Source organism: Actinosynnema mirum DSM 43827 (assembly GCF_000023245.1).
Classification (GTDB): Bacteria; Actinomycetota; Actinomycetes; order Mycobacteriales; family Pseudonocardiaceae; genus Actinosynnema; species Actinosynnema mirum.
On record NC_013093.1, the window covers coordinates 2,006,101 to 2,031,445 of the forward strand.

The window sequence follows — 25,345 nt, forward strand, 5'->3', positions numbered from 1 at the left end:
GCGACCCGTCCGAAACATTCGTTGGCGAAGGACAGTAGGGTTGTTGCTTCCCGGTGTCAAGCAGGCAAAAGCTGTGGTCAATCGCGTGCTGAACAGGGTAAACGCCTGCCCTTGTGTTTCGAGATGGTTTCGATACTATCGGCCACATGCGTCGAGCCACACTGGCCACCATCGCCGCAGCCGCCGGGGTGTCCCTGCCGACGGTCTCCAAGGTGCTGAACGGCAAGGACGACGTCGGCGCCGAGACCAGGGCGCGCGTGCGCAGGCTGCTCGACGAGTACGACTACGTCCCGGTCGGCGCCCGGCGCGCCGCGTCGGGGGCGCTGGTGGACCTGGTGTTCACCGCGCTGGAGAGCCCGTGGGCGGTCGAGGTCATCCGGGGCGTGGTCGACTCCGGGCTGCACGTCGTGGTCTCCTCCACCGGGCTGTCCGGGTCCGGCGCAGGGCAGTCGGGCACCGGCCCCTTGGGCTCCGGCCAGTCCGGCGCTCCCCGCGAGAGCTGGGCCGCCCGCCTGGTCGAGGCCCGCCGCGCGGGCGCGCTCGTCGTCACCTCCCGCCTCACCCAGGCCGACCGCCGCCTGCTCGCCGCCTCCCGCGTCCCCGTCGTCGTCATCGACCCGGTCGACCTGCCCCCGCCGGACGTGCCCAGCGTCGGAGCCGCCAACTGGGCGGGCGGCCTGGCCGCCACCGAGCACCTCCTCGAACTGGGCCACCGCCGCATCGCCGCCGTCGGCGGGCCGCCCGGACTGCTGTGCAGCCGCGCCCGCGTCGACGGCTACCGCGCCGCGCTCGACCGCGCGGGCATCGGCGTCGACCCCGCCCTGGTCAGGCACGGCGACTTCCGGCACGGCGGCGGCCTGCGCGCCGCCACCGAGCTGCTCGCCCTGCCCGACCCGCCCACCGCCGTGTTCGCGGGCAACGACGAGCAGGCGCTCGGCGTCATCGAGGCCGCCCGCGTGGCGGGCCTGCCGGTCCCGGAGGCGCTGAGCGTCGTCGGCTTCGACGACCTGCCCGTCGCGGTGTGGTCGTCGCCCGCGCTCACCACGGTGCGCCAGCCGCTGGCCGAGATGGGCAGGCACGCCGGCCGGATGCTCGCCGACCTGATCGCGGGCCGCCCCCTGGGCGCCCAGCGGGTCGAGCTGGCCACCGAACTCGTCGTCCGCGCCTCGACCGGGGCGCGCCGGTGAACGGACAGCCCGCGACCACGCGGGCGGGTGGAGGAGAAGCGGTGCACGTGAACACCTGGGCGGACCCAGCCCGGCCGGTCGCCGAGCGGGTCGCCGCGCTGCTGGCCGAGCTGACCCTGGAGGAGAAGCTCGCGCAGCTGGTGGGGGTGTGGGTGGGCGCGTCGAGCGACGGGGCCGAGGTGGCCCCGGCGCAGCACGACTTCGCCGAGCCGCTGCCGCCGTGGGACGAGCTGACCAAGCCGGGCCTCGGCCAGCTCACCCGCGTCTTCGGCACCGGACCGGTCGACCCGCTGCTCGGCGCGCGGTCGCTGGCCGAGACCCAGCGCAGGCTCGTCGCGGGCAGCCGCTTCGGCGTGCCCGCCATGGCGCACGAGGAGTGCCTGGCCGGGTTCACCGCCTGGCAGGCCACCGTGTTCCCGGTGCCGCTGGCCTGGGGCGCGAGCTTCGACCCTGACTCGGTGCGGGCCATGGCCGAGGGCATCGGCGGGCAGCTGCGCGACGTCGGCGTGCACCAGGGCCTCGCGCCCGTGCTCGACGTGACCCGCGACTACCGGTGGGGCCGGGTCGAGGAGACCATCGGCGAGGACCCGTACCTGGTCGGCCTGATCGGCGCCGCCTACGTGCGCGGCCTGGAGTCGACCGGCGTCGTGGCCACGCTCAAGCACTTCGCCGGCTACTCGGCCTCACGCGGCGGGCGCAACCACGCGCCGGTGGCGGTCGGGGCGCGCGAGTTCGCCGACGTGGTGCTCGTGCCGTTCGAGATGGCGCTGCGCGAGGGCGGGGCGCGGTCGGTCATGCACTCCTACGCCGACGTGGACGGGGTGCCGCCCGCCTCGGACCGGTCGCTGCTGACCGGGTTGCTGCGCGAGCGCTGGGGCTTCACCGGCACGGTCGTGGCCGACTACTTCGGCGTGTCGTTCCTGGAGACCGCGCACGGCGTCGCGGACTCGCCGGGCGCCGCCGCCGCGCTCGCCCTGGCGGCGGGCGTGGACGTGGAGCTGCCGAGCGTGCGCTGCTACGGCGAGCCGCTGGCCGAGCTGGTGCGCGCGGGTCAGGTGCCCGTCGAGCACGTCGACACCGCCGTCACCCGCGTGCTCACCCAGAAGTGCGAGCTGGGGCTGCTCGACGCCGACTGGCGGCCCGAGTCGCCCGCCGTGCTGCGCGACGAGCCCGTCGACCTGGACCCGCCGCACCTGCGCGCGCTGTCCCGCACGATCGCCGAGCGGTCCGTGGTGCTGCTGCGCAACGACGGGGTGCTGCCGCTGGCGGGGCCGTCCCGGATCGCGGTGGTCGGGCCGTGCGCGGACGACCTGCTGGCGCTGATGGGCTGCTACTCGTTCGCCAACCACGTGGGCGTGCAGCACCCGGACGTGCCGCTGGGCGTGGAGATGGCCACGGCCGCGCAGGCGGTGCGCGCCGAGTTCCCCGACGCCGAGGTGGTGACCGCGCCCGGCTGCGAGGTCAGCGGGCCGGACCGGTCCGGGTTCGCCGAGGCGGTCCGGCTGGCCGCAGGGTCCGACGTGGTGCTCGCGGTGCTGGGCGACCGGTCCGGGCTGTTCGGGCGCGGCACCTCCGGCGAGGGCTGCGACGCCGAGGACCTGGAGCTGCCGGGCGTGCAGGGGCAGCTGCTCACCGAGCTGCTGGACTGCGGGCGGCCCGTGGTGCTGGTCCTGCTCACCGGCAGGCCCTACGCGCTCGGGCCCGCGACGGACCGGGCCGCCGCGGTCGTGCAGGCGTTCTTCCCCGGCGAGGAGGGCGCGGGCGCGGTCGCGGGCGTGCTCAGCGGGCGGGTGAACCCGTCCGGGAAGCTGCCGGTGCAGGTGCCGCGTGGACCGGCGGGGCAGCCGTCCACCTACCTGCGGCCCCAGCTCGGCGGGCCGGGCACGATCAGCTCCGCCGACCCCACGCCGCTGTTCTGCTTCGGGCACGGGCTGTCGTACACGAGCTTCGAGCTGGGCGGGTTCGCCGCGGCCGAGGAGTTCGAGACCGAGCTGGTGGTCTCGCTGGAGGTGGCCAACACGGGTGCGGTCGCGGGCGCCGAGGTGGTGCAGCTGTACCTGCACGACCCGGTCGCCTCGGTGGTGCGCCCGCAGCGGCAGCTCGTCGGGTTCGCCCGCGTCGAGCTGGAACCGGGCGAGGTGGCGCGCGTGGCGTTCCGGGTGCACGCCGACCGCACGTCGTTCACCGGGCGCGACGGGGTCCGGATCGTCGAGCCGGGGGAACTGCGGCTGCTCGTCGGGTGCTCCAGCGAGGACGTGCGCTGGGAGCAGTCGGTGCGGCTGCTCGGCGCGACCAGGGTCGTCGGCCATGACCGGGTGCTGGTGACCCCGGTCGAGGTCGAGGTGGTGAGCGGCTGACCCCCGCCCCGGAACGGGCCGCGCGGGGACCTGGCGGTGGACCCGCGCGGCCCCCTGGGCGAGGCGGGGCTCACCCGTTTGGGTAGCCTCGTCGCCCGGTTGGGCGGTTGGGGTGGGGATGCATGGCTGACGGGGCGCGCGGTGCGCTCGCGCTCGCCCGGATGGCGCGGACCTTCACCCAGGACCGGTTGCTGGACAGCGCCGGGTTCATCGGCGAGGCGCTGCTGCGCGGGCACCGGCTCGACCTGCCGCGCCTGGAGGAGCTGCACCGCAGCAGGCTCCTGGTGCCGCTGTACCGGGTCGTCCCCGGTGGCCCGGAGGAGGGGCGGCGGGTGGACGTGCTGCCGGACGGGCATTTGGACCGGCGGCGCGAGATGCGCGCGGCCGTGCGCGAGGGGCGGTTGCGGGACTGCGCCGACGAGTTGGAGGACCAGCCGCACGAGCGGCCCGGTGGCGAGCGCGGGCCGTGGTGGAACGGGTTCCTGTACTCGTCGTGGCAGTTGTTGGACCTGCACGAGGTCGAGCGCGAGCACCGCACCTGGCGGGCCGGGGTCGACCGCACGCCCCGGCTGCTGCACCTGCGGCGCAGGCGCGCCCTGGTGCTGTGCGCCCTGGCGCCCCGGTACCTGCCTGGGGTGCTCGGGATGGAGGGGGTGGACGCGCCCGGTGAGTCGGCGGAGCTGGCCCAGCTGCTGGCCGCCGCGCCGGTCCGGCCGCACGACCTGCGGCAGTTCGCCGAGGACCTGCTGTGGGAGGCCCGCCGCGACCCGCTGCGCCGCTGGCTGCCGCTGCTGCGGCACTCCGACCACCGGGCGTGGTCCGAGCTGCGCGGCGAGGCCCTGGACTGCTTGTGGCTGCGGGTGGCCGCCGAGGTGCTGCTGCGGGCGCACGAGGAGCTGGCGCTGCGCGGGGTGGTCGAGCCGCTGCCGGAGGTCGGGGTGGACGCCGGGGCGGGCGTCGGGGCGGACCGCTGGCAACCGCTCAGCGACCGGCTGGGCGCGCGACGCGAACCGCTGGGCGAGGTGCTCAAGCGGTTCGGGTTGCTGTAGCTGGGAGTTGAAGAGCAAGGTCAAGAGCTACAGGCACGCCTCGCCGGCGGGGCAGACCTCCAAAAAAGAGGGGGACGGGCTCTGCGGCCGGTGGCCGTTGGTCCTGTGGTCCGGTTGTACCCCTGCGGTGGTCCGGGTCCCTCTTTCCCGTGTGGCCTCCTTTCAGGCAAGCACGCTCGTCAAGACGCCGTTTGACACCCCGGTCTGCCGCATAGTGCGGCGGCATCTTGACGAGCGTGCTCGGGCTTCGCCAGGCCAAACGGGAAAGAGGGACGCGGGATGGGGGCTGCGTGGGCTCGCTGCGCTCGCCCCGCGGCCCGCGAGGCGGTCAGCCTGCGGGGCGCGAGTGCGGTCGGCTTGTGGGGCGCTTTCTGCGCGGCGGGTCACAGGTGCTCGCGCAGGTGCTTCAGCTTCACCTCGTCGTGCGTCCTCGGCACCGCGTGGCCGCTGAACGGGAACACCTCGATCCGCTTCGGCGCGGTGATCTCGTTGTAGGCGGCGAACACCGTTGACGGTGGGCAGACCTCGTCCATCAGGCCGGCGCTCAGCAGGCTCGTCGCGGTGATCCGCCTGGACAGCAGGGCCGCGTCCACGTACGTCAGGGTCTCCCGCACCTGCTTCACCAGCGCGACGTTGTGCGACAGGAAGTTCGCGATCTCCGCGTACGGGTCCGCGCCGGTCAGCGTGATGGCCCGCTGGAAGTCGCACAGGAACGGCACGTCCGCGTGGCACACCTTGACCTTCGTCGGGTTCAGCGCCGCCGCCGCCAGCGCCAGGCCGCCGCCCTGGCTGGCGCCCAGCACCGCGATCCGCTCGGGGTCCACGCCGTCCAGCCCGGCCGCGACGTCCACCGCGAGCGCGGCGTCGGTCATCAGCCGGGTGTAGTAGTAGCCCTCGGGCGAGGTGATGCCGCGCGTCATGAAACCGGGGTGCGACGGGCCCGACGGGGCCGAGTCGGCGGTCGCGCCGGTGGTCCACCGGCCGCCCTGGCCCCTGGTGTCCACGACGAGCACCCCGTAGCCCGCCGCCGCCAGCCAGGCGTGCTCGGTGGGCGTTCCCCTTCCGCCGCCGTAACCGATGAACACCACGGCCGTGGGCAGCGGGTCGTCGCCTGCCGGGCGCAGGTGCCAGGCGCGCACGCGGTCGCCCAGCGCGCCGGAGAACTCCACGTCCCGCACGCCCAGCGGGCCGTACGCGGACTCCTCGTGCGGCGTGCTCGTCACCGGCTCCGCCAGCGCCCTGGCCTCGGCGAGGCGCTCGGCCCACCAGGCGTCCAGACCGGCGGGCTCCGGGGTGGGGGTCCGGTACTGCGCCAGTTCCGCCTCGGGCAGGTCGAACCACGGCATCGGCGGTCTCCACTCACTCGTCGTAGGGCGGTTCGACCACCCTAGCCCCGCGCCCGGCGGGGTCGGCGGGACCGACTTCGCGATCACGACGCGCCCGGACCGGGCCGCGTGCCGCCTTGCGGCTTCCCGCACCCGCGTCCGCGCGAGTGGTAACGGGGTGCACGTGCGAATTCCCGCTGAGCGGAAGCCGCGCACCACGTCCGGGAGGTGGCGTCTCGTCGCTCTCGGTCACGAGGTGGTCGCGTGGTGGTCGCGTGGTGGGAACCCGGGGGGAAACCGCTTCGGCCGCACCGCCGAGGCCCCCGCTGGTCGCCCTGGACGATCCGGCGTTCTGCCAACCGGTCCGACGCGCCTCGCGCGGGCTGATGGCCCGGCGCCTGGCGCGCTCTCGGCGGACCGGGCCGCCGTCGCTCGACGTGATCACCCGGAGATCGTTGGTCCCCCGTGGGAAAAGCCCGCCGAACGGGCTCGCGGCGTCCGAGGCCGAACCCCTGAACCGGTGCGGAACCGGTAACGCGGAGCGATCGCGCGCCGACGCCCACGGCGTGAACCGAACAGGTGTTGCCCTTGCCCTGGGCGCGTTGGCGCTCGTCGGCGGCTGCGCCCAGGAGGCGCCGCCGGCACCCTCGCCGAGGGCGGTCGGCGTCGTGGCGAGCACGACCACGACCCCGCGCCCCTCCGGGATGCCGCCCGCCCCCGACGAGGCGACCACGCGGGCCTACATCACCGCGCTCGACGTCATCGACCCCCGGATCACCGGCGGCAAGACCGACAAGGCCATCCTCAAGGGCCGCGAGCTGTGCGTGGACGTGCCCGTCATGGGCAACGACCAGGTCCGCCTGACCGCGCTGGTGCGCGAGCGCTTCAGCCCGCCGAACGACCCCGAGGCGTTCGACAGCCGGACCGCGGCCTCGGTGCTCTCCGTGGTGCGCGAGCACCTCTGCCCCGACTACTGACCGACCCCGCCCGGCACGCCGCCGCCGGGCGACCAACCCCCGCGCCACCCGCGACCTCACCGAGGCAGCGGGTTTTTCCCGCGCCCACAAGGGTTCCCGTTGCGCCGATCCGCCCAGCCGACCCCGGAACCGGCTGATTGACACTTGATCGGTTCATTGCTTGGCTCGGACCGAGCCGTCCTCGCCGCCGCGCGCTCGCACCACCAGCTCGCACGTCAACGCCGACACCACGCGAGGTCACCCACCATGCGCACCCGAATCGCGCTCGCGGCTGCCGCGGCGCTCCTGCTCTCCGCCTTCACCGCCCCACCTCCCGCACCCGCCGAAGCCGCCGCCCCCTCGGCCGCCGCAGCCGGGTTCACCATCAGCGGCGGGAGGTTGCTGGACGCCAACGGGAACGACTTCGTCCTGCGCGGCGTCAACCACGCCCACACCTGGTACCCCACCCGCACCCGCCAGGCGCTCGCCGACGTCAAGGCGCTGGGGGCCAACTCGGTCCGGGTCGTGCTCGCCAGCGGCGACCGCTGGACCCGCAACGACGCAGCCGACGTCGCGGACGTCATCGCCCAGTGCAAGGCCAACCGGCTGATCTGCGTGCTGGAGGTGCACGACACCACCGGCTACGGCGAGCAGAGCGGCGCGATCCCGCTGTCCAAGGCGGTCGACTACTGGGTGGGCGTCAAGAGCGCCCTCGTCGGCCAGGAGAAGTACGCGATCCTCAACATCGGCAACGAGCCCTACGGCAACACCGGGTACGCGGCGTGGACCGCCGACACCCGCTCGGCCCTGACCAGGCTGCGCGCCGAGGGCTTCACGCACACGATCATGGTGGACGCGCCGAACTGGGGCCAGGACTGGGCGTTCACCATGCGCGACAACGCGGCCTCGGTGTTCGCCGCCGACCCGCAGCGCAACACGATCTTCTCGATCCACATGTACGGCGTGTTCGACACCGCCGCCGAGGTCGACGACTACCTCGGCCGGTTCGTCGCGGCCGGACTGCCCATCGCGGTCGGCGAGTTCGGCGACATGCACTCCGACGGCGACCCGAACGAGGACGCCATCTTCGCCGCGGCGCAACGGCTCCGGCTCGGCTACCTCGCCTGGTCCTGGAGCGGCAACGGCGGCGGCGTGGAGTACCTGGACCTCGCGGTGGACTTCAACGCCGCCCAGCTGAGCGCGTGGGGCCAGCGGACCTTCAACGGCGCCAACGGGATCAAGGCCACCTCGCGCGAGGCCAGCGTCTTCGGCGGCGGCGACGACACCCGGGCCCCGACCGCGCCCGGCACGCCCACCGCGTCCTCGGTCACCTCCTCCGGCGCGGTGCTGGGCTGGTCCGCGTCCACCGACAACGTCGGCGTCACCGGCTACGACGTGGTCCGGGTCAGCGGGAGCACCGAGACCGCCCTGGCCTCCACGGCGACCACCTCCGCCACCCTGACCGGTCTGACCGCCGCCACCGCGCACACCCTCGCGGTGTACGCGCGCGACGCCGCGGGCAACCGCTCCACCCGCTCCGGGACGGTCGTGGTCACCACGCTCCCCGGCAGCCCCGTCGGCCCCTGCGCCGTCACCTACCGCGTCACCGGCCAGTGGACCGGCGGCTTCCAGGGCGAGGTGAAGATCGCCAACACCGGCACGGCCGCCGTGAAGGGCTGGGTGCTGCGCTGGACGTGGCCCGGCGCGCAGACCGTCAGCAGCATGTGGGGTGGCACGCCCACCCAGTCCGGTGCGAACCTGAGCGTGGCCAACGCCTCCTACACCGCCGACATCCCGGCGGGCGGCTCGGTCAGCGTCGGCTTCACCGGCGGCGTCACCGGCGCGAACGCCGCGCCCACCGCGTTCACCCTCAACGGCGCGTCGTGCGCCACCGCGTGAGGAGGCCCGAGATGACCGGACCCGATGCGGTCAAGCCCGGAGTGGCGCGCAGGGCCGCCCTGGCCGCCGTGCTCTCCGCGCTGACCCTGCTGTGCGGCTTCCTGATCACGGTTCCCACCTCGCAGGCCGCCGCCGCCGCGCCCGTGCGCATCATGCCGCTCGGCGACTCCATCACCGGCTCGCCCGGCTGCTGGCGCGCGCTGCTCGACGTCGACCTCAAGGCCGCCGGCTACACGAACATCGACTTCGTGGGCACGCTCCCGTCGCAGGGGTGCGGCATCCCCCACGACGGCGACAACGAGGGCCACGGCGGGCTCCTGGTCACCAACGTGGCCGGACAGAACCAGCTCGTGCCGTGGTTGCAGGCCACCAGCCCCGACGTCGTGGTGATGCACTTCGGCACCAACGACGTGTGGAGCAACATCGCGCCCGCGACGATCCTGGCGGCGTACGGCAAGCTCGTCGACCAGATGCGGGCGCAGAACCCGGCGATGCGCATCCTGATCGCCAAGCTCATCCCGATGGGCACCCCGCAGTGCGCCGACTGCGGGCAGCGCGTGGTGGCGTTCAACGCGGCGATCCAGCCGTGGGCGACGTCGAAGACCACGGCCGCCTCGCCGATCGTCGTGGTGGACCAGTGGACCGGGTTCGACACCGCCACCGACACCTACGACGGCGTGCACCCGAACGCCTCGGGCGACCGGAAGATCGCGAACCGGTGGTTCCCGGTGCTGCGGGACGCGCTCGGCGGCGTCCTGCCGACGACGACGACGACGGGTGGCACGACGACCACGACCGGTGGCACCACCACGACCACCATCCCGCCGCCCACCGGCAGCTGCGCCGCGTCGGTGACCGTGGTGAACCGGTGGCAGGGCGGGTTCCAGGCCGACGTGGTCTTCCGCAACACCAGCACCGTCGCGTCCACGGCGTGGAGCGTGCGGTTCTCGCTGGGCGGCGGGATGAGCGTCGCGCAGGCGTGGAACGGGACGGCGACCACCAGCGGTTCGGTGGCGACCGTCGCGAACGCGGCGTGGAACGGCTCGGTGGCGCCCGCGGGTTCGGCGACGGCCGGGATCATCGTCAACGGCGACCCGACGTCCTGGACGCCGTCGGCGAGCTGCACGAAGAGCTGACCACCCGCATCCGGAGCGCCCCCGACCCCGCCCCCCGTGTGGCGGCGGTCGGGGGCGCTCCCGTTCGTGTGACGCGGGTCACCCGCGTGGTGCGTCGAGAACGCGGCCCCGGCGCCGTCCCCCGGTCACCGACGCCAGGATGGGCGTCGGACCGCTCACCCGGAGGACACCATGGCCAAGTTCCTGCTCCTGATGAACTACGGCGCGACCGCCACCTGCGACACCCCGATGCCCGAGTGGGACCCGGCGGACGTCGCGGCGCACATCGAGTTCCAGAGGCGCTTCGGCGGTGAGCTGGCCGAGCGCGGCGAGCTGGTCGACGCGCAGGGGCTCGCGCAGGCGGCCAAGGTCGTGGTCGCGACCGGCGACGGCGCGCCGGTGGTGACGGACGGGCCGTTCCCCGAGGCCAAGGAGTTCATCGCCGGGTACTGGGTGGTGGACGTGGAGTCCGAGGCGCGGGCGCTGGAGATCGCCGCCCTGGCCTCCGCCGCGCCCGGCCCCGGCGGCGTGCCGCTCGGCCAGCCGATCGAGGTCAGGGCCGTGATGGGCGCCCCGGAACCGCAGGACGTGTGAGTCGGGCCGTGGGTGGTGGGGGTGGTGGGTGGTCGGTGTCGGGGAGCCCGCTGACCGGAGGTCCGCCGACTGGGAGCCCGCCGACTGGGAGCCCGCCGACTGGGAGCCCGCCGACTGGGAGCCCGCCGACTGGGAGCCCGCTGACCGAGGACCTGCTGCGCGAGGTCGTGCCTCGGGTCCTCGGGGCGCTGGTGCGGCGCGGGGCGGACTTCGGGGACGCCGAGGACGCCGTTCAGGAGGCGCTGGTCAAGGCGCTCGCGCTGGAGCGCCCGCCGGACGACCTGCGGGCGTGGCTGATCGTGGTGGCGGCCCGCAAGCTCGTGGACCGGGCGCGCGGCGACCGGGCCAGGCGCAGGCGCGAGGAGGCGTTCGCCGAACCGCCGCCCGAGGTCGCGGACCGGGACGACACCCTCCTGCTGCTGTTCCTGTGCTGCCACCCGGACCTGCCGCCCGCGTCGGCGATCGCGCTGACCCTGCGGGCCGTGGCCGGGCTGACCACGGCGGCGATCGCCGAGGCCCACCTGGTGCCGGAGGCGACGGTGGCGCAGCGGATCAGCCGGGCGAAGCGCCGCGTCCGGGTGGAGCCGCTGGGGGACGCCGAGGCGCGGCTGCCGCAGGTGCTGCGCGTGCTGTACCTGCTGTTCAACGAGGGCTACACGCATCCCGGCCGGGTCGACCTGGCCGAGGAGGCGATCCGCCTGGCGCGCGCCGTCCACGCGGCGCGACCGGACGACGGCGAGGTGGCGGGCCTGCTGGCCCTGATGCTCCTGACCCACGCCCGGCGCCCGGCGCGGCTCGGCGAGCACGGCGCGCTCGTCCCGCTGGCCGAGCAGGACCGGGGGCTGTGGGACGAGGCGCTGATCGAGGAAGGGGCGGACCTGGTCGTGCGGGCGGTGTCGCGCGGCCGGGTGGGGGAGTACCAGTTGCAGGCGGCCATCGCGGCGATCCACGACGACGCCGCGCGCGCCGAGGACACCGACTGGCCGCAGATCCTCGCCATGTACGGGCTGCTGGTGCGGATGACCGGCAACCCGGTGATCGCGCTGAACCGGGCCGTGGCGGCGTCGGTGGTGCACGGGCCCGAGGCCGGGTTCACGCTGGTCGCGGAGCTGGAGGGGGAGCTGGCGGGGCACCACCGGCTGGACGCGGTGAAGGCGCACCTGCACGAGCGGTCGGGCGACGTGGAGGCCGCGGTCCGGCACTACCGGGCCGCCGCGGCGCGGACGACCAGCGCGGCCGAGCGGCAGCACCTGCTCGCGAGAGCGGCCCGGTTGAGCTGACCGGGACGCTGAGGTGGGGCGCTGAGGTGGGGCGCTGGGATGGGGCGCTGGGATGGGGCGGCAGGCCAGGCCCTCGGTGCGTGGCACCGCACCGAGGGCGGTCAGGCGGCCTTTATTCGTGCATTCGCGGCAAGCGGGAGTGGTGGTGAACCCCCGGCGCGGCGAGCGCCGGGGGCGTGCGGGTCACGCGTTCTTCAGCGCCGTGACGAAGCCTGCGAACGCCTCGTGCCCGAAGCCCAGGACCGGGCCATCGGGGTTCTTGGAGTCGCGAACCAGCAGGTGGGCACGGGTGTGAGCCAGTTCGACGCACTGCCCGCCGTTGCTCCCGCTGTAGCTCGACTTGCGCCAGGTGGAGTCCGCCATGGGGGCTGCACCGTCCTTCCTGATCTACAGTTCGTTCGCAACTGTAGCCAGGAGCGCGAGGCTCTTCGCGGGTGACAGGGCCGCGCCCACCACGTGTCGGAAGGCCGTTTCGTACTGGGCGACGTGCGACGGCTCGTCCAGCGACGAGGCGGTCGTCAGGTTCTCCAGGTACACGGCGTTCGCCAGGTTGTCCGGGAACCGCAGGATCGTGAACGGGAAGCCGCTGGCGGTGTGCACCCCCGCGCTGAACGGGATGACCTGCAGGGTGATGTTCTGCTGACCCGCGAGCTTCTTCAGGTGCAGGAGCTGGTGCTTCATCAGCTCGGGGCTGCCGACCACGGTCCGGATCGCCGCCTCGTGCAGCACCACGTGCTGCCGCTGCGACGCCGTCGGGTCGATCATCCTGCTCTGCCGCACCTGCCTGGCCTGGACCAGCCGGTCGACCTCCACCTCCTCGTGGAGCGGGTTCGACTCCAGCAGCGACCTCGCGTAGTCGGGCGTCTGGAACTGCCCGGGGATCAGCTCGCCGTGGTAGACGAGCACCTCCGTGGCGATCTGCTCCAGGTTGAAGAACTTCCGGAAGAAGTCCGGCAGCACCGACCCGTACGCCGTCCTCGGCGCCCGCTTGCGGGCCTGTCTGCCCAGCTCCTCGATGTGCTTGCGGGCCTGCTTGGTGGCGCCGTAGTGGTCCATCAGCGCGTTCAGCTCGGCGGCGCGCACGCTCACGTCGCCCGCCTCGATCCGCCGGATCTTCGCCACGGAGCACTCCAGCACCTTGGCGACCCGCTCCGCGGTGAACCCGGCGTCCTCGCGCATCGAGGCGAGCGCCAGCCCCAACTGTCGCTTGTAGACCGTCGGACTCGCGCCACTGCCCGGCATGAGGCCACCTCAGCTTCCCGGTACGAATGCGTTGTGCGGCATCAAGTGTGCCGCACAGCGGTACATCTGCACCTCACCCAATTGTGTACTTCTCAACCTGCACGTGCACAGTTATTTTGGCGGTGGTCGCGCGGGCGCCGGAACGGCCCGTGAACAGCGCAGAACTGGGGGTGGGCGGGTGTCGCGGATGTTCCGGTGGCTGCCGCACGACGGTCGGCGGCACGCGGTGAGCGCGGGGTTGGAGGTGCGGGACGCGGGGGAGACGCTGTGCGGGATCGAGCTGGTCGTGCCGCCCTCGCCGAAGTACCCCCAGTGGTGCTGGCCGACCTGCCGGGGGTGTGATCTGGCCTGGCGCGAGCACGAGGGCATCCAGCCCTACCCCCGGCCAGGGGGTCGGGGGACGCGGGGGAGCGGGAGATGACGAGGTTCGAGGAGTTCGTGCGGGACGAGTACGCGCGCGGGCGTTCGGTGCACGCGCTGACGACGCTCACCGGGCGCTCGGCCCGCTCGATCAGCAGGGTGTTGCAGGCTGGAGGGGATTCGATGCGCGGGATCGGGGAGCAGGGGGGCGGAGTGGTGGTCGGTTTCGGGGACGCGCGGTCGCGGCGGCTGTCGAAGCGGGAGGAGCTGGCGACGCTGCTGCACGCGTGCCGCGTCCACGCGCAGCTGTCGGGGCGGGTGGCGGGCGAGCGGGCCGGGATGAGCCAGTCGAAGGTGTCGAAGCTGGAGAACAGCCGGATCGTGCCGAAGGTCAGCGACGTGCTGCGGCTCGTGGAGGGCTACCAGGTGTCCGGCGAGGTGAAGGAGCGGGCGCTGCGCCTGGCCGAGCAGGTCGCCGAGGAGGCGAGGCACCGCGAGGCCGTGCTGAACCGCACCGAGTCCCGCGCGCAGGCCCAGGTGGCGCGCGCCGAGCAGGCGGCCGAGGTGATCAAGGTCTACGCGGCGACGGCCGTGCCCGCCCTCCCGGCGGAGAACACCAAGACCCGCAGCGTCCGCGTCGTGGTCCCGGAGGGCGTGGCCCGCTGCCCGCGCCAGGGCAACCGCATCCGGACGGCCGACGGCGGCAAGGTCCAGTTCGGCGTCCTGCCGTTCGCGTCCCTGGAGGCGGGCGCGGACACCGGGTTCCGGGTGCTGGACGACCGGATGGTGGTGGTGGAGCTGCTGTCGGGCAGCGTGGTGATCACCGACCGGGAGGACGTGCGGTCGCACGTGGCGTACTTCGACCGGATGCACGACCTGGCGCGGGTCGGGCGGGAGATGTGGGAGCTGATGGGGTGGAACTGCGCGTGAGGCGGCGGCCGGGGGCCGGTTGCCGGGACACCCCCGGCGGCTGGGGCGTTCCGGTGACCGGTGGGGCCGCTGGGCTCGGGGCCGGTGTGCCCAGGTCAGCTCACCCGAATCACCCCGCCCGGCTGACCCGCTGGAACCCGAACCACGCCACCCCTGCCGCGAGCGCCGGGAACAGCGCCGGCTCGACCGCCTGCATCCGCCAGAACGCGCCCGGCGGGTAGTGCGCCACCTCCTCCCGGTACCCGGCGTCCACCACCCGCCGCAGGCACCCCGCCTGCTCGTCCGGCCCGATCCCGCCCGGCTCGAACACCCGCGCCAGGCAGCCCTCCCAGCTCCGGTGGCAGGGTCGCCGGGCCCCGGTCCGGCCCACCAGGCGCTCCTCGGTCACCCAGGTCCTCTCCGGGTGGCGCAGCGAAAACCCCACCACGCCCCGCGCTGCGCGGCAGCGCGAGACCACGAGCCGTTGCACCGTGGGCAGCGCTGCAACTCGGCGGGTTCGGTTTTTGCCGGAGCTCAGCCCGCCGAGGAAGTCCCGGCACGCCAGCGGGTCCAGCGCCGCGACCAGGCCCGGCAGCGTGGACTCGCCCGCGCCGTCCTGCCCGACGAGACCGCTCACGCGTCCCTCGGGGACGTCGATCGAGCAGTCCTCCAGGGCGGTCGCGCCCCGGTGGCGCTAGGTCAGTCCCGAGGTCCTCGGGATCGAGGTCGCTGCTCCTCCTCCTCATGGGCGGTGGTGGTGAACAGGGCCTCGACGCCCCCCCACGTCCAGCCCGGCCGCGCGCCGGCCAGGCCCGCAGGTCCGTGCGCAGCGGTCCCAGCACGTCGGGGCCGGGGGAGGGCAGGGGCGTGGCGGCGAACGTGCGACGCCGGGCCGGGCCGGATCTGGGGTCCAGGTGGAACCCGATCACGGGACCACTCCCGTTCATCCAGTCACCAGGGGCCGCAGGCGCGTGGTCCAGCGGCTGTGAAGTGCCCGGCCCGGTTGAACGCCCGCACGTCCGCCGCCGTACCCCTCTCCGCAGCCGTCCACGCCGCGGAGGTCTTGTCGTGCCCGAGGTCGAGTACCTCATCGTCGGTGCCGGTCCCGCCGGGTTGCAGCTCGCGCACCTGCTCGACCGCGCAGGCCGGTCCTGCCGCGTGCTGGAGGCCGGGCCCGCGCCCGGCCAGTTCTTCCGCGCCTTCCCCCGGCACCGCAGGCTCCTGTCGGTCAACGAGGGCGGCTCCCCTGCCGGTGACCCGGAGCTGGACCTGCGCCGCGACGCGCACTCGCTGCTGTCCGACGGGCCCGCGCCGCGCTTCCCCGACCACAGCGCCGACCGCCTGCCGCACGCCGACGACCTCGCCCGCTACCTGGTGGAGTTCGCCCGCGCCACCGGCGTCGACGTCCGCTGCGACACCCGCGTCCTCTCGGTGACGCGCAGCGGGTTCGGCGGGTTCCGGCCGCGCTTCCGGGTGGTCGACCAGCGCGGCGGCACGCACACCGCGCGGTGGGTGGTCGTCGCGACCGGGCTCGCCAAGCCGCACCTGCCGCCCATCCCCGGCATCGACCGCGTGGAGCACTACGGCGCCTACGACCCGGACCCGCGCGGGTTCGCCGGGCAGCGGGTCCTGGTGGTGGGCAAGGGGAACTCGGCGTTCGAGGTCGCGAACAGCCTGGTGCGCACGGCGTCGGCGGTGCACGTGGTCGGGCCCCGGCCCGCGCGGGTGGCGTGGCGGTCGCGGCGGGCGGGGGACGTGCGGGCGGTGAACGCGGAATTCCTGGACGCGGCCCGGTTCGGCGTGGGCGCCGCGCTGCTGGACGGGTCGGTGCTGGACATCCGGGCCGACGACGACAGCGGTCCCGGCGCGTGCCCCGGCGCGGACGGTCCTGCTGCGGACGGTCCCGCTCCGGGCGGCAGACCCGGCGGTTACGCGGTCACCGTCGCGCTCCGCGACACCGGCGGCGCCACCAGGACGATCCGCTACGACCGGGTCGTCGTCGCGACCGGTTTCCGCTTCGACACCGGCATCTTCGGCGACGGCGCCCGGCCGGCGCCCGCCCCCGACGACCGCTTCCCGGCGCTGACCGCCGAGTGGGAGTCGACCTCCGTGCCCGGCCTGCACTTCGCGGGCGCGCTCATGCGCGACGCCGACGACCACTCGTCCACCGGCGACATCCACGGCTTCCGGTACGCGGTGCGCGCGCTGGCCAGGGTGCTGGAGCGCAAGAACCACGGCGTGCCGTGGCCGTCGACCGAGGTGCCCGCCGACGACCTGGTGCCCGCGGTCCTGGCGCGGGTGAACCGGAGCTCCGCGCTGTGGCACCAGCGCGCCCGGCTGGCCGACGTCGTCGTTCCGGGCGGCGCGACCGCGCGCTACCTGGAGGAGGTGCCGGTGGACCTGGTCGCCGAGCACGCACCGGACTGCCTCGCGATCACCCTGGAGCACGTCGCCGACCACCTCGCCGACCGCGCCGAGGACCACGCCGACCCCGACGCGTCGGCCCCGCTGCGCCCGGTGGTGCGCAGGTTCCGGGGCGGCGAGGTCGTCGCCGAGCACCGCGTCGCCGCCGACCTGGAGCACGTCTGGACCGACCCGGACCTGCACCTCGCGCCGCTGCGCGCCTTCCTGTCGCGACAACTGGTGATCACCTGATCACCGAGCACCCACGGCGAGCGGCGCACCCCCGCGCCTTGCCGAGAGATTTGCTCCTCGTCCCCCACCGCTTGGTGATCGCTTTACCTTCCGGGCGAAGCGTGTGGTCCGGCCCGGTCACGACCGGCGCCACCACAGCGCAACCACACGGAACGAGGAAGCAATGGGCGGAGTGCTCAAGCGCACTCGGAAGCTCGCCGTCACCGGCACGGCCCTGGGCGTCGCGTTCGCCTCGGTGCCCGTCGGTGTCGCGTCGGCCGCGGAGACCACCGCGCCGAAGAACGTCATCGTGCTCATCTCGGACGGCGCGGGCTACAACCAGTTCGACGCCGCCAGCCTGTACGAGCACGGGCAGAGCCTCAACCAGGTCGCGGTGGACCCCGCGACCGGAGCCGTGCAGCGCGTCCCCGGCGTGCCCAGCCAGGTCTACGAGCACTTCCCCGTGAAGGTCTCGCAGAGCCACTACTCGGCGAACGGGCGCGCCGCCTACACCCCCGAGCAGGCCTGGGGCTCGTTCGACTGGGTCGCCTCCGGCGCGACCGACTCCGCCGCCGCGGCCACCGCGCTCGGCACCGGCGTCAAGACCAACAACGGCGTCATCGGCTTCGACCCGGCGGGGCAGAAGCTGCTGACCGTGGGCGAGCAGGCCAAGAAGGTCGGCAAGAAGGTCGGCGTCGTCACCTCGGTGCCGTTCAACCACGCCACCCCGGCGGGCTTCATCGCCCACAACGCCGACCGCAACGACTACCAGGGCCTCGCGACCGAGATGATCGACAGCGGCGCCGACGTCATCATGGGCGGCGGGCACCCGAACTACACCGACGCGCACACCAGCCGCGCGTCCAACTGGACCTGGATCTCGCAGAACGACTTCCAGCGCGTCAGCACCGGTGGCACCGACTTCTCCTACGTCGAGACCCGCTCCGGTTTCGAGGCGCTGGCCACCGCGACCGAGGTCCCGGAGAAGGTCTTCGGCCTGGCGCAGGTCGCCGAGACCCTCCAGTACAACCGGCCGGGCCTGGGCAACACCAGGGTCAAGCCCGGTACCGACGCCCGCAACGACGTCGCGTCGCTCGACGTGATGGCCAAGGGCGCGCTGAACGTCCTGGAGAAGGACGAGGACGGCTTCTTCCTCATGGTCGAGGGCGGCGCCGTCGACTGGGCAGGCCACGCCAACCAGACCACGCGCCTGGTGGAGGAGCAGGTCGAGTTCAACCGCTCCGTCGAGGCCGTCACCGACTGGGTCGAGCGCAACAGCAGCTGGGACGAGACCCTGGTCGTCGTCACCGCCGACCACGAGACCGGCTACCTCGCGGGCCCCGGCTCCAAGCCGACCTGGACCCCGATGACCGGGGCCAAGGGCGAGCTGCCCCAGGTGTCGTGGCACTCCGGTGGCCACACCAACGCGCTGGTTCCCTTCTACGCCAAGGGCGCCGGCTCGGACGTGCTGAACGCGCGCGCCGACAAGTGGGACACCGTGCGCGGCGCGTACCTGGACAACACCGCCGTCGGCGAGACCGTGTTCGACCTGCTGGGCCACGCCCCGGCCTCGGCCGACTCGGCCGTCGCGCTGGAGGCATCCGTGCCGCTGCCCAGCACCGCCGGTGACCTGAGCATGACCGTCGCCGACAGCGGCGCCGTCCGGTTCACCGGCGAGCGCACCCGGACCGGCGCGCTGCCGCAGGTCACCGTGACCGACACCCGCAACGAGGTGCAGGCGCGCGGCCAGGGCTGGACCGTCTCCGGCGCCGCCGGTGAGTTCGTGGCGGGCAACCGGAAGTTCGGCGCCGAGAACCTGGGCTGGACCCCGAAGGTCGTCAGCTCCGACTCGAACGCCGCCGCCGGTCCGCAGGCCGTCCTGGACGCGCCCGCCGCGCTGGCCGACACCAACCGCGTCAGCCGCTACGGCACCACCGTCGTGGGCGCCGACCTCGGCCTGACCGTGCCGGACGAGGCCCGCAGCGGTCGCTACGGCAGCGAGATCACCCTGACGCTGTTCGCCAAGGACTGATCTTCCCGCGTGGCGCGCGGGGTGGGGCCCTCGTTCCGGGTCCCACCCCGCGCTCACCTCCCCGTCGTGGTTCTTGTTGGTGCTGAAGGGCTTTCCCGGATGTTGAGGAGGGGGACCGTGCCGTCCCACCGTCGTCTGCTCGGTTCCCTGCTGGTGCCGGGACCCTGCTGGTCCTGGCGCCCCCGGCGTCCGCCGCTCCCGTGCGGTGGAGCGCGGGCCCGACCGACGGCCGGGTGTCCCTGCGGCACGTGGCCGAACCGGGCAGCGCCGTCCGGGACTCCATCACGGTCCGGAACCTGGGCCAGGAGCCCGCGGACTTCGTGGTGTCGGCCGGGGATGGTGTGCTGGGCCAGAACGGCGCGTTCGACATCGCACCGGGCACGCCGTCCGACTCGGGCGCGTGGATCACCGTCGGCGGTCTGGACGCCGGGAAGCTCACCCTCGGCGCGGGCGAGCACCGCGACCTCCCGGTCTCCGTCGCGGTGCCCGCGGACGCGACCCCCGGCGACCACCCGGCGGGCATCGTGGTGGGCGTGTCGGCGACCGAGGACGGCGTGCGCGTGCAGCGCCGCATCGGGGTGCGGGTGCACCTCCAGGTGACCGGCGAGCTGACGCCCGCGCTGGAGGTGCGCGGCGTGACGACGGACTTCACCCCGTCCTGGGTCCCGTTCGCGGACGGGACCTTGAAGGTGACCTACGAGGTGGTGAACACCGGCAACGTCCGCCTGGGCGCGGCGGCGACCGCCGAGGCCGCAGGCCCGTTCGGCCTGCTGGCCCGACGCGGCGGCGACGCGGCGGACGAGCTGCTGCCCGGCAACACCACGACCCGAACCCTGGAAATCCCGGCCCCGTCCCTGTTCTGGGCGAGCGGCGACCTGACCGTGACCGGCGTGGCGGTGGGGGAGGACGAGCTCACCGCGCCCACCCCGATCATCCGGGGGTACTCGGTGCTCGCGGTGTCGTGGACCGGCGTGGGGCTGCTGGTGCTCGTGGCGGGAGGCGCGGCGCTGTTCCTCGTGCGCCGCAAGCGGACCGGCACGGGCGGGGTGTCCACTGAGGAGCCCGTCGCGGCGGTCTGACGCAGCAGTTCGCACCGCGCAGCAGTTCGCACCGCGCAGGACTTCGCACCGCGCAGGGTCTCACGACCGGCGCGGCGCCGCTGTTCCCTGGGGAATCAGCCCGACGTCCCCCGCACCGTCAACCTCGGCTCCAGCAACGTCAACGACGCGGGCGTCCCCGGCCGGTCGCGCAAGCTCGACAGCAGCTCCACCGCCCGCCTCCCCAGCTCCACCGCCGGGATGTGCACCGACGTCACCGCCGGGCCCACCCGCTCCGCCAGGTCGTCCGGGCACAGCGCGACCACCGACACGTCCTCCGGAATGCGCTTTCCCAGGGTTCGCAGCCCGGCCAGCACCGCGGGGAGCGCGCTCTCGTTGTGCACCACCAGGCCCGTCGTCGCCGGGGGCAGTTCGGTCAGCGTGCGCAGCACGTCCGGTTCCGTCGCCAGCGTCGTCACCGACACCCCGCGTCGCATCGCCGCCGCGCTGAAGCCGGCCACCGTGCGGTGCGCGAACGCGGTTTCCCTGCGGTACACCGGTTTCGGCGAGCCGAGCAGGGCGACCGAGCGGTGGCCCAGGTCCGCCAGGTGGTCCAGGCACAGCGCGCCCGCGGCGGTGAAGTCCAGGTCCACGCACGTCAGCCCCGTCGGGTCGACCGGGAAGCCGATGAGCACGGACGGGCGTCTGAGCTCCTGCAGCACGGCCAGCCGCTCGTCGTGCATCTCCACGTCCATGACCAGCACGCCGTCGACCCTGCGCTGCTCCAGCACCGCCCGCAGCTCCTCCGGGCCCTCGTCCGCCGTCACCAGCAGCACGTCCAACCCGTGGCCCCGCGCGGCTTCCGCGATCGCGCCGACGAAGCGCATCACCACCGGCAGGTCCATGCCCGCGCGCAGCGGCAGCGCCAGCGCGATCACGTCGGTCCGCTCGGCGCGCGCGGCGGGGATGAGGGAGTAGCCGAGCGTGCGCACGCTCTCCTCCACCTTCGCGCGCGTCCCGGCGGAGATGGACCGCTTGCCCGACAAGGCGTATGACACGGTGCTCGGCGCGACGCCAGCGTGCGCCGCCACCTCGGCGATCGTGACCAACGCACCCTCCTAGTACCTCACTGTACGGAGTGCCCTGATTGCCGCAGGTTACGTGCTGCCGCACTCCTGCGGAAGCCCCGGCCCCGGCGCGGGACCGGGGACCGCTGCGCCGTTCGGATCACCGGTACCGGGGCGTGCCGTCGAATTCGACTCGAATTCGTCGAATCGGCCGCGCGGTGTGTCGAACGGCGTGTGAACGGGGTTACGCCGTTGACGTGCGGCGGACATTTTCGTAATACTTTGTTCGCACTTCTGGAAAGCGTTCACGGATATGAACCGGACAGGTCGAGGAAGGCGCTTTCGCAATGCGGATCCCGAGGTATGCGCTGGTGCTTTCCTGCGTGCTGGCCGGGCTGGTCGCCCCGCCCGCCCTCGCAGGTCAAGACCCTGAAGCCGCAGGTCGCGACCCCTCCCGGCAGGTGCTGCAGCCCGGTGACGGCTGGGGTTCGGCGGGCAGCGGGACCACCGGGGGCTCCGCCGCGAGCACACCCGTGGTGGTGCGGACAGCGGCCGAGTTACGCGCGGCGCTGGCCGCTCCGGCACCCCGGATCGTCAAGATCAAGGGGGTGATCGACGTCAGCGGGAACTGCGCATCCTATGAAACCGACGGCTATTCCCTGAAGGCCTATCTGGACGCTTACGACCCCGCTGTCTGGGGGCGCGACCGGGAGCCGTCCGGGCCACTGGAGGACGCGCGCGCCGCTTCGGCCAAGCGGCAGGCCGAAGCGATCCGGTTCGACGTCGGCTCCGACACCACGCTCATCGGCGACGGCCCCGGCGCGGGCATCACCGGCGGGAACCTGCGGATCGCGGGCGCCCGCAACGTGATCGTCCGCCACCTCACCTTCCGCGACACCAGCGACTGCTTCCCCCAGTGGGACCCGACCGACACGGCCGTGGGCAACTGGAACTCCGAGTACGACTCGGTCGGCGTGATCGGCTCCACGAACGTCTGGGCCGACCACAACACCTTCACCGACCAGCCCAACCCGGACAGCTCGGCGCCGATCCACTTCGACCGCCCGTTCCAGCGCCACGACGGCCAGCTCGACATCACCAACGGCTCCGACCTGGTCACCGTGTCCCGCAACCGGTTCGAGGACCACGGCAAGACCATGCTGATCGGCTCGTCCAACAGCTCCACGGTCGACCCCGGCAAGCTGCGGGTCTCCGTGCACCACAACGTGTTCGCCAACGTGGAGGAGCGCGCGCCCCGCGTGCGGTTCGGCAAGGTGCACGTCTACAACAACCGCTACGAGCCCGGCGCGACCCACGTCTACACCTGGGGCGCGGGCGTCCAGTCGCAGCTCTACGTGCAGAACAACCACGTCGAGCTGCCCAAGGGAGTCGGCGCGGACGAGCTGCTCTACAACTGGGGCGGCACCGCCGTCACCGCGAAGGGCAACCTGGTCGACGGCCGGCCCACCGACGTCGTCGCCGCCTTCAACGCCGCCAACCCGGACAAGCAGCTCGCCCCCGACGCGGGCTGGACCCCGGAGCTCACCAGGGGCCTCGAACCCGCGCACCGGGTCCGCGACCTGCAAGCGGGCGCGCGCCAGGCGGAGCTCGTCGTCGGCCGGGGCCCCGGCGCCCACCGGACCGTGCAGTCCGCGATCGACGCCGCCCCCGCGTTCGGCACGATCACCCTGCAGAAGGGCCACTACCGCGAGGTCGTCAAGGTCCCGGCGGCCAAGCGCGGCCTGACCCTGCGCGGCGCCACCGGGCGCGCCTCCGACGTCGTCATCGACTACGACAACGCCAGCGGCACCAAGAAGCCCGACGGCACCACCTACGGCACCACCGGCAGCGCCACCGCGACCATCGAGGCCGCCGACTTCACCGCGCGGAACCTGACCTTCAGCAACTCCTTCGACCGCGCGGAGCACCCGGAGATCACCGCGACCCAGGCCGTCGCGGTCAAGGCCACCGGCGACCGGCAGCTCTACGACCGGGTCACCTTCCTCGGCCACCAGGACACCCTCTACGCCGACTCGCCCAACACCGCCACCCGCGCCCGCCAGTACTACCGCGACTGCGCGATCAGCGGCGACGTGGACTTCCTGTTCGGCCGCGCCACCGCCGTCTTCGACCGCGCCACCATCACCGCGCTCAGCAGGGGCAGCGACCCCAACGGCTACATCACGGCCGCGAGCACCAGGCGCGACAACGAGTTCGGCTTCCTGATCACCGACTCCACGATCCGCAGCGACGCCGCGCGCGGCACCTACCACCTCGGCCGCCCCTGGCACCCCGGCGGCGACGTCGACGCCATCGCCCAGGTCGTCGTGCGCGACACCGAGCTGCCCGCCGCCGTGAAGGCCGCGCCGTGGACCGACATGTCCGGCTTCTCCTGGCGGGACGCGCGCTTCGCCGAGCACCGCAACACCGGCCCCGGCTCGGGCACCGGCGCGGACCGGCCGCAGCTCACCCCCGAGCAGGCCGAGCGCTACACCGCGCGCGCCTACCTGTCCGGCGACGACGGGTGGAACCCCGCATGAGGACGAAGACCTGGGCGCCCTACGCGCTGATCGCCCCCACGCTGCTGCTGATGGCGGTGTTCCTGGTCTACCCCATCGGCAGCGTCCTGTACTACAGCTTCCAGGACTACAACGTCACCCAGCCCTGGAAGAACGGCTTCGCCGGGCTCGACAACTTCCGCGTGATGCTGTTCGAGGACCCGCTGTTCTGGCAGAGCCTCGTGTTCAGCGCCAAGTGGGTGCTCGTCGAGGTCGGGCTCCAGCTGGCGCTCGGCCTGGTGCTCGCGCTGATCGTCAACGAGACGTTCGTCGCCAGGGGCCTCGCCCGCGCGCTGGTCTTCTCGCCCTGGGCGGTCTCCGGCGTGCTCACCACGGGCATCTGGATCCTGCTCTACAACCCGTCCACCGGCATCTTCCAGCAGCTCGCCCAGTGGGGCATCGGCGACGCGGGCACCTCGGTGCTGGGCAACCCGGACACGGTGTTCCCGGCGACGGTGGTGACCGAGCTGTGGCGCGGCGTCCCGTTCTTCGCGATCATGCTGCTGGCCGACCTCCAGACCATCCCGAAGGACCTGTACGAGGCGGCCTCGGTCGACGGCGCCAACCGGTGGCGTCGCTTCCTCAGCGTCACCCTGCCGCACCTGCGCGACGCCATCGTGCTGTCCACGCTGCTGCGCGCGGTGTGGGAGTTCAACAACGTCGACCTGATCTACACCCTCACCGGCGGCGGACCCGCCAACCAGACCACCACGCTGCCGCTGTACGTGGCGCGCAAGGCGGTCGACTCGCACGACTTCGGGTACGGCTCGGCGCTCACCGTCGCCGGGTTCGTGATCCTGCTGTTCTGCTCGATCCTCTACCTGCGCCTGTCGAAGTTCGGGAGCCGAACGTGACCGAGACCCTGGTCAGGCCCGCGGTCGACTCGCCGCCGCCGACACCCCCCCAGCGCCGCCGCAAGAGCGGCCACCACGACCCGAGCCGGGTGTTCCGGCTGCACCTGCCGCTGCTGCTCTACCTGCTGTTCACCCTCGTCCCGTTCTACTGGATGCTGGTGTTCGCCCTGCGCCCCACCGGTTCCACGGCGCTCGTGCCGTGGCCGATGACGCTGGAGCACTTCGACACGGTGTGGAACGGCATCGGGTTCGGCGTGTTCTTCACCAACAGCATGATCATCGCCGGGGGCACGCTGGTCGCGGTGAGCGTGCTGGCCCTGATGGGCGGCTACGCGCTGGCCCGCTTCCAGTTCAAGGGCCAGCGGGTGTTCCTGCTCGCGCTGCTGTGCAGCCAGTTCATCCCCGGCGCGATGATGCTCATCCCGCTGTTCGTGATCTTCCGCGAGGCCGGGCTGCTCAACACCCTCACCGGCCTGGTGATCGCCGACACCGCGTTCCAGCTCCCGCTCGCGCTGATCCTGATGAGCGGGTTCGTGCGCAACGTGCCGGTGGAGCTGGAGGAGGCCGCGATGGTCGACGGCTGCACCCGGCTGCGGGCGTTCTTCGCCGTCACGCTGCCGCAGCTGCGGCCCGCGCTGGTCGCGGTCGGCTCGTTCGCGTTCATCGGCGCCTGGAACAACTTCCTGTTCGCGCTGATGTTCGCCTCCAAGCAGGACAAGTTCACCCTCCCCGTCGGGCTCAGCTACGCCCTGGGGGAGTTCAACACCGACTTCGGGGCGCTCGCCGCGGGCGGTGTGGTCGCCGCCGTCCCGGTGGTCCTGGTTTTCGCCGTCGTGCAGCGGTACCTGGTGCAGGGGCTCAGCGCCGGTGCCGTCAAGGGATAGGAGAGG

The 25,345-nt window shown here is 73.4% G+C and carries 21 protein-coding genes; 16 read left to right on the plus strand and 5 right to left on the minus strand.

Annotation, left to right across the window (positions count from 1 at the left end; all coding sequences use genetic code 11):
• Positions 1-146: 146 nt before the first annotated feature.
• The 3 genes from AMIR_RS09155 to AMIR_RS09165 all read left to right on the plus strand — a co-directional run bounded on the left by AMIR_RS09155 (position 147) and on the right by AMIR_RS09165 (position 4,593).
• The gene (locus AMIR_RS09155) at positions 147-1,187 is read left to right on the plus strand and encodes a LacI family DNA-binding transcriptional regulator (protein WP_015800662.1); all 1,041 of its coding nucleotides are present in this window, start codon (positions 147-149) and stop codon (positions 1,185-1,187) included.
• Between the two features lie 41 nt (positions 1,188-1,228).
• On the plus strand, positions 1,229-3,544 hold the full coding sequence (locus AMIR_RS09160; protein ID WP_015800663.1) for a beta-xylosidase/alpha-l-arabinosidase: 2,316 nt from the start codon (positions 1,229-1,231) through the stop codon (positions 3,542-3,544).
• A 122-nt stretch (positions 3,545-3,666) separates the two neighbouring features.
• Entirely contained in the window at positions 3,667-4,593 is a 927-nt protein-coding gene (locus tag AMIR_RS09165; RefSeq protein WP_015800664.1) for a hypothetical protein, read from the plus strand.
• A gap of 383 nt (positions 4,594-4,976) precedes the next feature.
• Here the strand turns inward: AMIR_RS09165 and AMIR_RS09170 are convergent, their stop codons facing one another.
• A complete protein-coding gene (locus AMIR_RS09170; protein ID WP_015800665.1) occupies positions 4,977-5,939 on the minus strand; it encodes an acetylxylan esterase in 963 nt (320 codons plus the stop codon).
• A 581-nt stretch (positions 5,940-6,520) separates the two neighbouring features.
• On the opposite strand from AMIR_RS09170, the gene AMIR_RS09175 reads away from it, so the two are divergent.
• From AMIR_RS09175 to AMIR_RS09195, 5 genes are all read left to right on the plus strand, one after another.
• A complete protein-coding gene (locus tag AMIR_RS09175; protein ID WP_049796770.1) occupies positions 6,521-6,895 on the plus strand; it encodes a hypothetical protein in 375 nt (124 codons plus the stop codon).
• A 246-nt stretch (positions 6,896-7,141) separates the two neighbouring features.
• Entirely contained in the window at positions 7,142-8,773 is a 1,632-nt protein-coding gene (locus AMIR_RS09180; protein WP_015800667.1) for a cellulase family glycosylhydrolase, read from the plus strand.
• An 11-nt stretch (positions 8,774-8,784) separates the two neighbouring features.
• Entirely contained in the window at positions 8,785-9,909 is a 1,125-nt protein-coding gene (locus AMIR_RS09185) for a GDSL-type esterase/lipase family protein (protein ID WP_015800668.1), read from the plus strand.
• Between the two features lie 171 nt (positions 9,910-10,080).
• Entirely contained in the window at positions 10,081-10,482 is a 402-nt protein-coding gene (locus AMIR_RS09190) for a YciI family protein (protein ID WP_015800669.1), read from the plus strand.
• A 140-nt stretch (positions 10,483-10,622) separates the two neighbouring features.
• Positions 10,623-11,762 (plus strand): RNA polymerase sigma factor, encoded by a 1,140-nt coding sequence (locus AMIR_RS09195; RefSeq protein WP_041837519.1) that lies wholly within the window; start codon positions 10,623-10,625, stop codon positions 11,760-11,762.
• A 183-nt stretch (positions 11,763-11,945) separates the two neighbouring features.
• Here the strand turns inward: AMIR_RS09195 and AMIR_RS09200 are convergent, their stop codons facing one another.
• Both AMIR_RS09200 and AMIR_RS09205 read right to left on the minus strand, forming a co-directional pair.
• Complete coding sequence (locus AMIR_RS09200) at positions 11,946-12,125, minus strand: DUF397 domain-containing protein (RefSeq protein WP_015800671.1); 180 nt, start codon at positions 12,123-12,125, stop codon at positions 11,946-11,948.
• 24 nt (positions 12,126-12,149) lie between these two features.
• The gene (locus tag AMIR_RS09205; RefSeq protein WP_015800672.1) at positions 12,150-13,004 is read right to left on the minus strand and encodes a helix-turn-helix domain-containing protein; all 855 of its coding nucleotides are present in this window, start codon (positions 13,002-13,004) and stop codon (positions 12,150-12,152) included.
• 187 nt (positions 13,005-13,191) lie between these two features.
• Between AMIR_RS09205 and AMIR_RS09210 the strand changes: the two genes are divergently transcribed.
• Both AMIR_RS09210 and AMIR_RS09215 read left to right on the plus strand, forming a co-directional pair.
• The gene (locus AMIR_RS09210; RefSeq protein ID WP_015800673.1) at positions 13,192-13,425 is read left to right on the plus strand and encodes an HC3 family zinc finger protein; all 234 of its coding nucleotides are present in this window, start codon (positions 13,192-13,194) and stop codon (positions 13,423-13,425) included.
• A complete protein-coding gene (locus AMIR_RS09215) occupies positions 13,422-14,294 on the plus strand; it encodes a helix-turn-helix domain-containing protein (protein ID WP_015800674.1) in 873 nt (290 codons plus the stop codon). The genes AMIR_RS09210 and AMIR_RS09215 overlap by 4 nt, the downstream gene beginning before the upstream one ends.
• A 109-nt stretch (positions 14,295-14,403) precedes the next feature.
• Here the strand turns inward: AMIR_RS09215 and AMIR_RS40090 are convergent, their stop codons facing one another.
• On the minus strand, positions 14,404-14,910 hold the full coding sequence (locus AMIR_RS40090; protein ID WP_015800675.1) for a hypothetical protein: 507 nt from the start codon (positions 14,908-14,910) through the stop codon (positions 14,404-14,406).
• 431 nt (positions 14,911-15,341) lie between these two features.
• Here AMIR_RS40090 and AMIR_RS09225 point away from each other — a divergent pair, with 431 nt between their 5' ends.
• From AMIR_RS09225 to AMIR_RS40095, 3 genes are all read left to right on the plus strand, one after another.
• Positions 15,342-16,928, plus strand: coding sequence for an NAD(P)-binding domain-containing protein (locus AMIR_RS09225; protein ID WP_015800676.1), 1,587 nt, complete (start codon positions 15,342-15,344; stop codon positions 16,926-16,928).
• A gap of 163 nt (positions 16,929-17,091) precedes the next feature.
• The gene (locus AMIR_RS09230; RefSeq protein ID WP_015800677.1) at positions 17,092-18,939 is read left to right on the plus strand and encodes an alkaline phosphatase; all 1,848 of its coding nucleotides are present in this window, start codon (positions 17,092-17,094) and stop codon (positions 18,937-18,939) included.
• Between the two features lie 200 nt (positions 18,940-19,139).
• A complete protein-coding gene (locus tag AMIR_RS40095) occupies positions 19,140-20,018 on the plus strand; it encodes a COG1470 family protein (RefSeq protein ID WP_015800678.1) in 879 nt (292 codons plus the stop codon).
• Positions 20,019-20,113: 95 nt separating this feature from the next.
• Here AMIR_RS40095 and AMIR_RS09240 read toward each other — a convergent pair whose 3' ends face one another.
• Complete coding sequence (locus tag AMIR_RS09240) at positions 20,114-21,085, minus strand: LacI family DNA-binding transcriptional regulator (protein ID WP_015800679.1); 972 nt, start codon at positions 21,083-21,085, stop codon at positions 20,114-20,116.
• A 329-nt stretch (positions 21,086-21,414) separates the two neighbouring features.
• Here AMIR_RS09240 and AMIR_RS40900 point away from each other — a divergent pair, with 329 nt between their 5' ends.
• From AMIR_RS40900 to AMIR_RS09260, 3 genes are read left to right on the plus strand one after another with little or no spacing between them, the layout of a single operon-like run.
• Positions 21,415-23,583, plus strand: a complete 2,169-nt coding sequence (locus tag AMIR_RS40900; protein ID WP_222840715.1) for a pectinesterase family protein — start codon at positions 21,415-21,417, stop codon at positions 23,581-23,583.
• The gene (locus AMIR_RS09255) at positions 23,580-24,455 is read left to right on the plus strand and encodes a carbohydrate ABC transporter permease (RefSeq protein WP_015800681.1); all 876 of its coding nucleotides are present in this window, start codon (positions 23,580-23,582) and stop codon (positions 24,453-24,455) included. The genes AMIR_RS40900 and AMIR_RS09255 overlap by 4 nt, the downstream gene beginning before the upstream one ends.
• Positions 24,452-25,339, plus strand: coding sequence for a carbohydrate ABC transporter permease (locus AMIR_RS09260; RefSeq protein ID WP_015800682.1), 888 nt, complete (start codon positions 24,452-24,454; stop codon positions 25,337-25,339). The genes AMIR_RS09255 and AMIR_RS09260 overlap by 4 nt, the downstream gene beginning before the upstream one ends.
• Positions 25,340-25,345 lie beyond the last annotated feature (6 nt).

Bases quoted from the DNA above. Each gene is read 5' to 3' on its own strand.
- AMIR_RS09215 (WP_015800674.1), top strand. From the start codon at position 13,422: ATGACGAGGTTCGAGGAGTTCGTGCGGGACGAGTACGCGCGCGGGCGT.
- AMIR_RS09210 (WP_015800673.1), top strand. From the start codon at position 13,192: ATGTTCCGGTGGCTGCCGCACGACGGTCGGCGGCACGCGGTGAGCGCG.
- AMIR_RS09165 (WP_015800664.1), top strand. From the start codon at position 3,667: ATGGCTGACGGGGCGCGCGGTGCGCTCGCGCTCGCCCGGATGGCGCGG.
- AMIR_RS09180 (WP_015800667.1), top strand. From the start codon at position 7,142: ATGCGCACCCGAATCGCGCTCGCGGCTGCCGCGGCGCTCCTGCTCTCC.
- AMIR_RS09255 (WP_015800681.1), top strand. From the start codon at position 23,580: ATGAGGACGAAGACCTGGGCGCCCTACGCGCTGATCGCCCCCACGCTG.
- AMIR_RS09190 (WP_015800669.1), top strand. From the start codon at position 10,081: ATGGCCAAGTTCCTGCTCCTGATGAACTACGGCGCGACCGCCACCTGC.
- AMIR_RS09200 (WP_015800671.1), bottom strand. From the start codon at position 12,125: ATGGCGGACTCCACCTGGCGCAAGTCGAGCTACAGCGGGAGCAACGGC.
- AMIR_RS09170 (WP_015800665.1), bottom strand. From the start codon at position 5,939: ATGCCGTGGTTCGACCTGCCCGAGGCGGAACTGGCGCAGTACCGGACC.
- AMIR_RS09185 (WP_015800668.1), top strand. From the start codon at position 8,785: ATGACCGGACCCGATGCGGTCAAGCCCGGAGTGGCGCGCAGGGCCGCC.
- AMIR_RS09230 (WP_015800677.1), top strand. From the start codon at position 17,092: ATGGGCGGAGTGCTCAAGCGCACTCGGAAGCTCGCCGTCACCGGCACG.
- AMIR_RS09205 (WP_015800672.1), bottom strand. From the start codon at position 13,004: ATGCCGGGCAGTGGCGCGAGTCCGACGGTCTACAAGCGACAGTTGGGG.
- AMIR_RS09155 (WP_015800662.1), top strand. From the start codon at position 147: ATGCGTCGAGCCACACTGGCCACCATCGCCGCAGCCGCCGGGGTGTCC.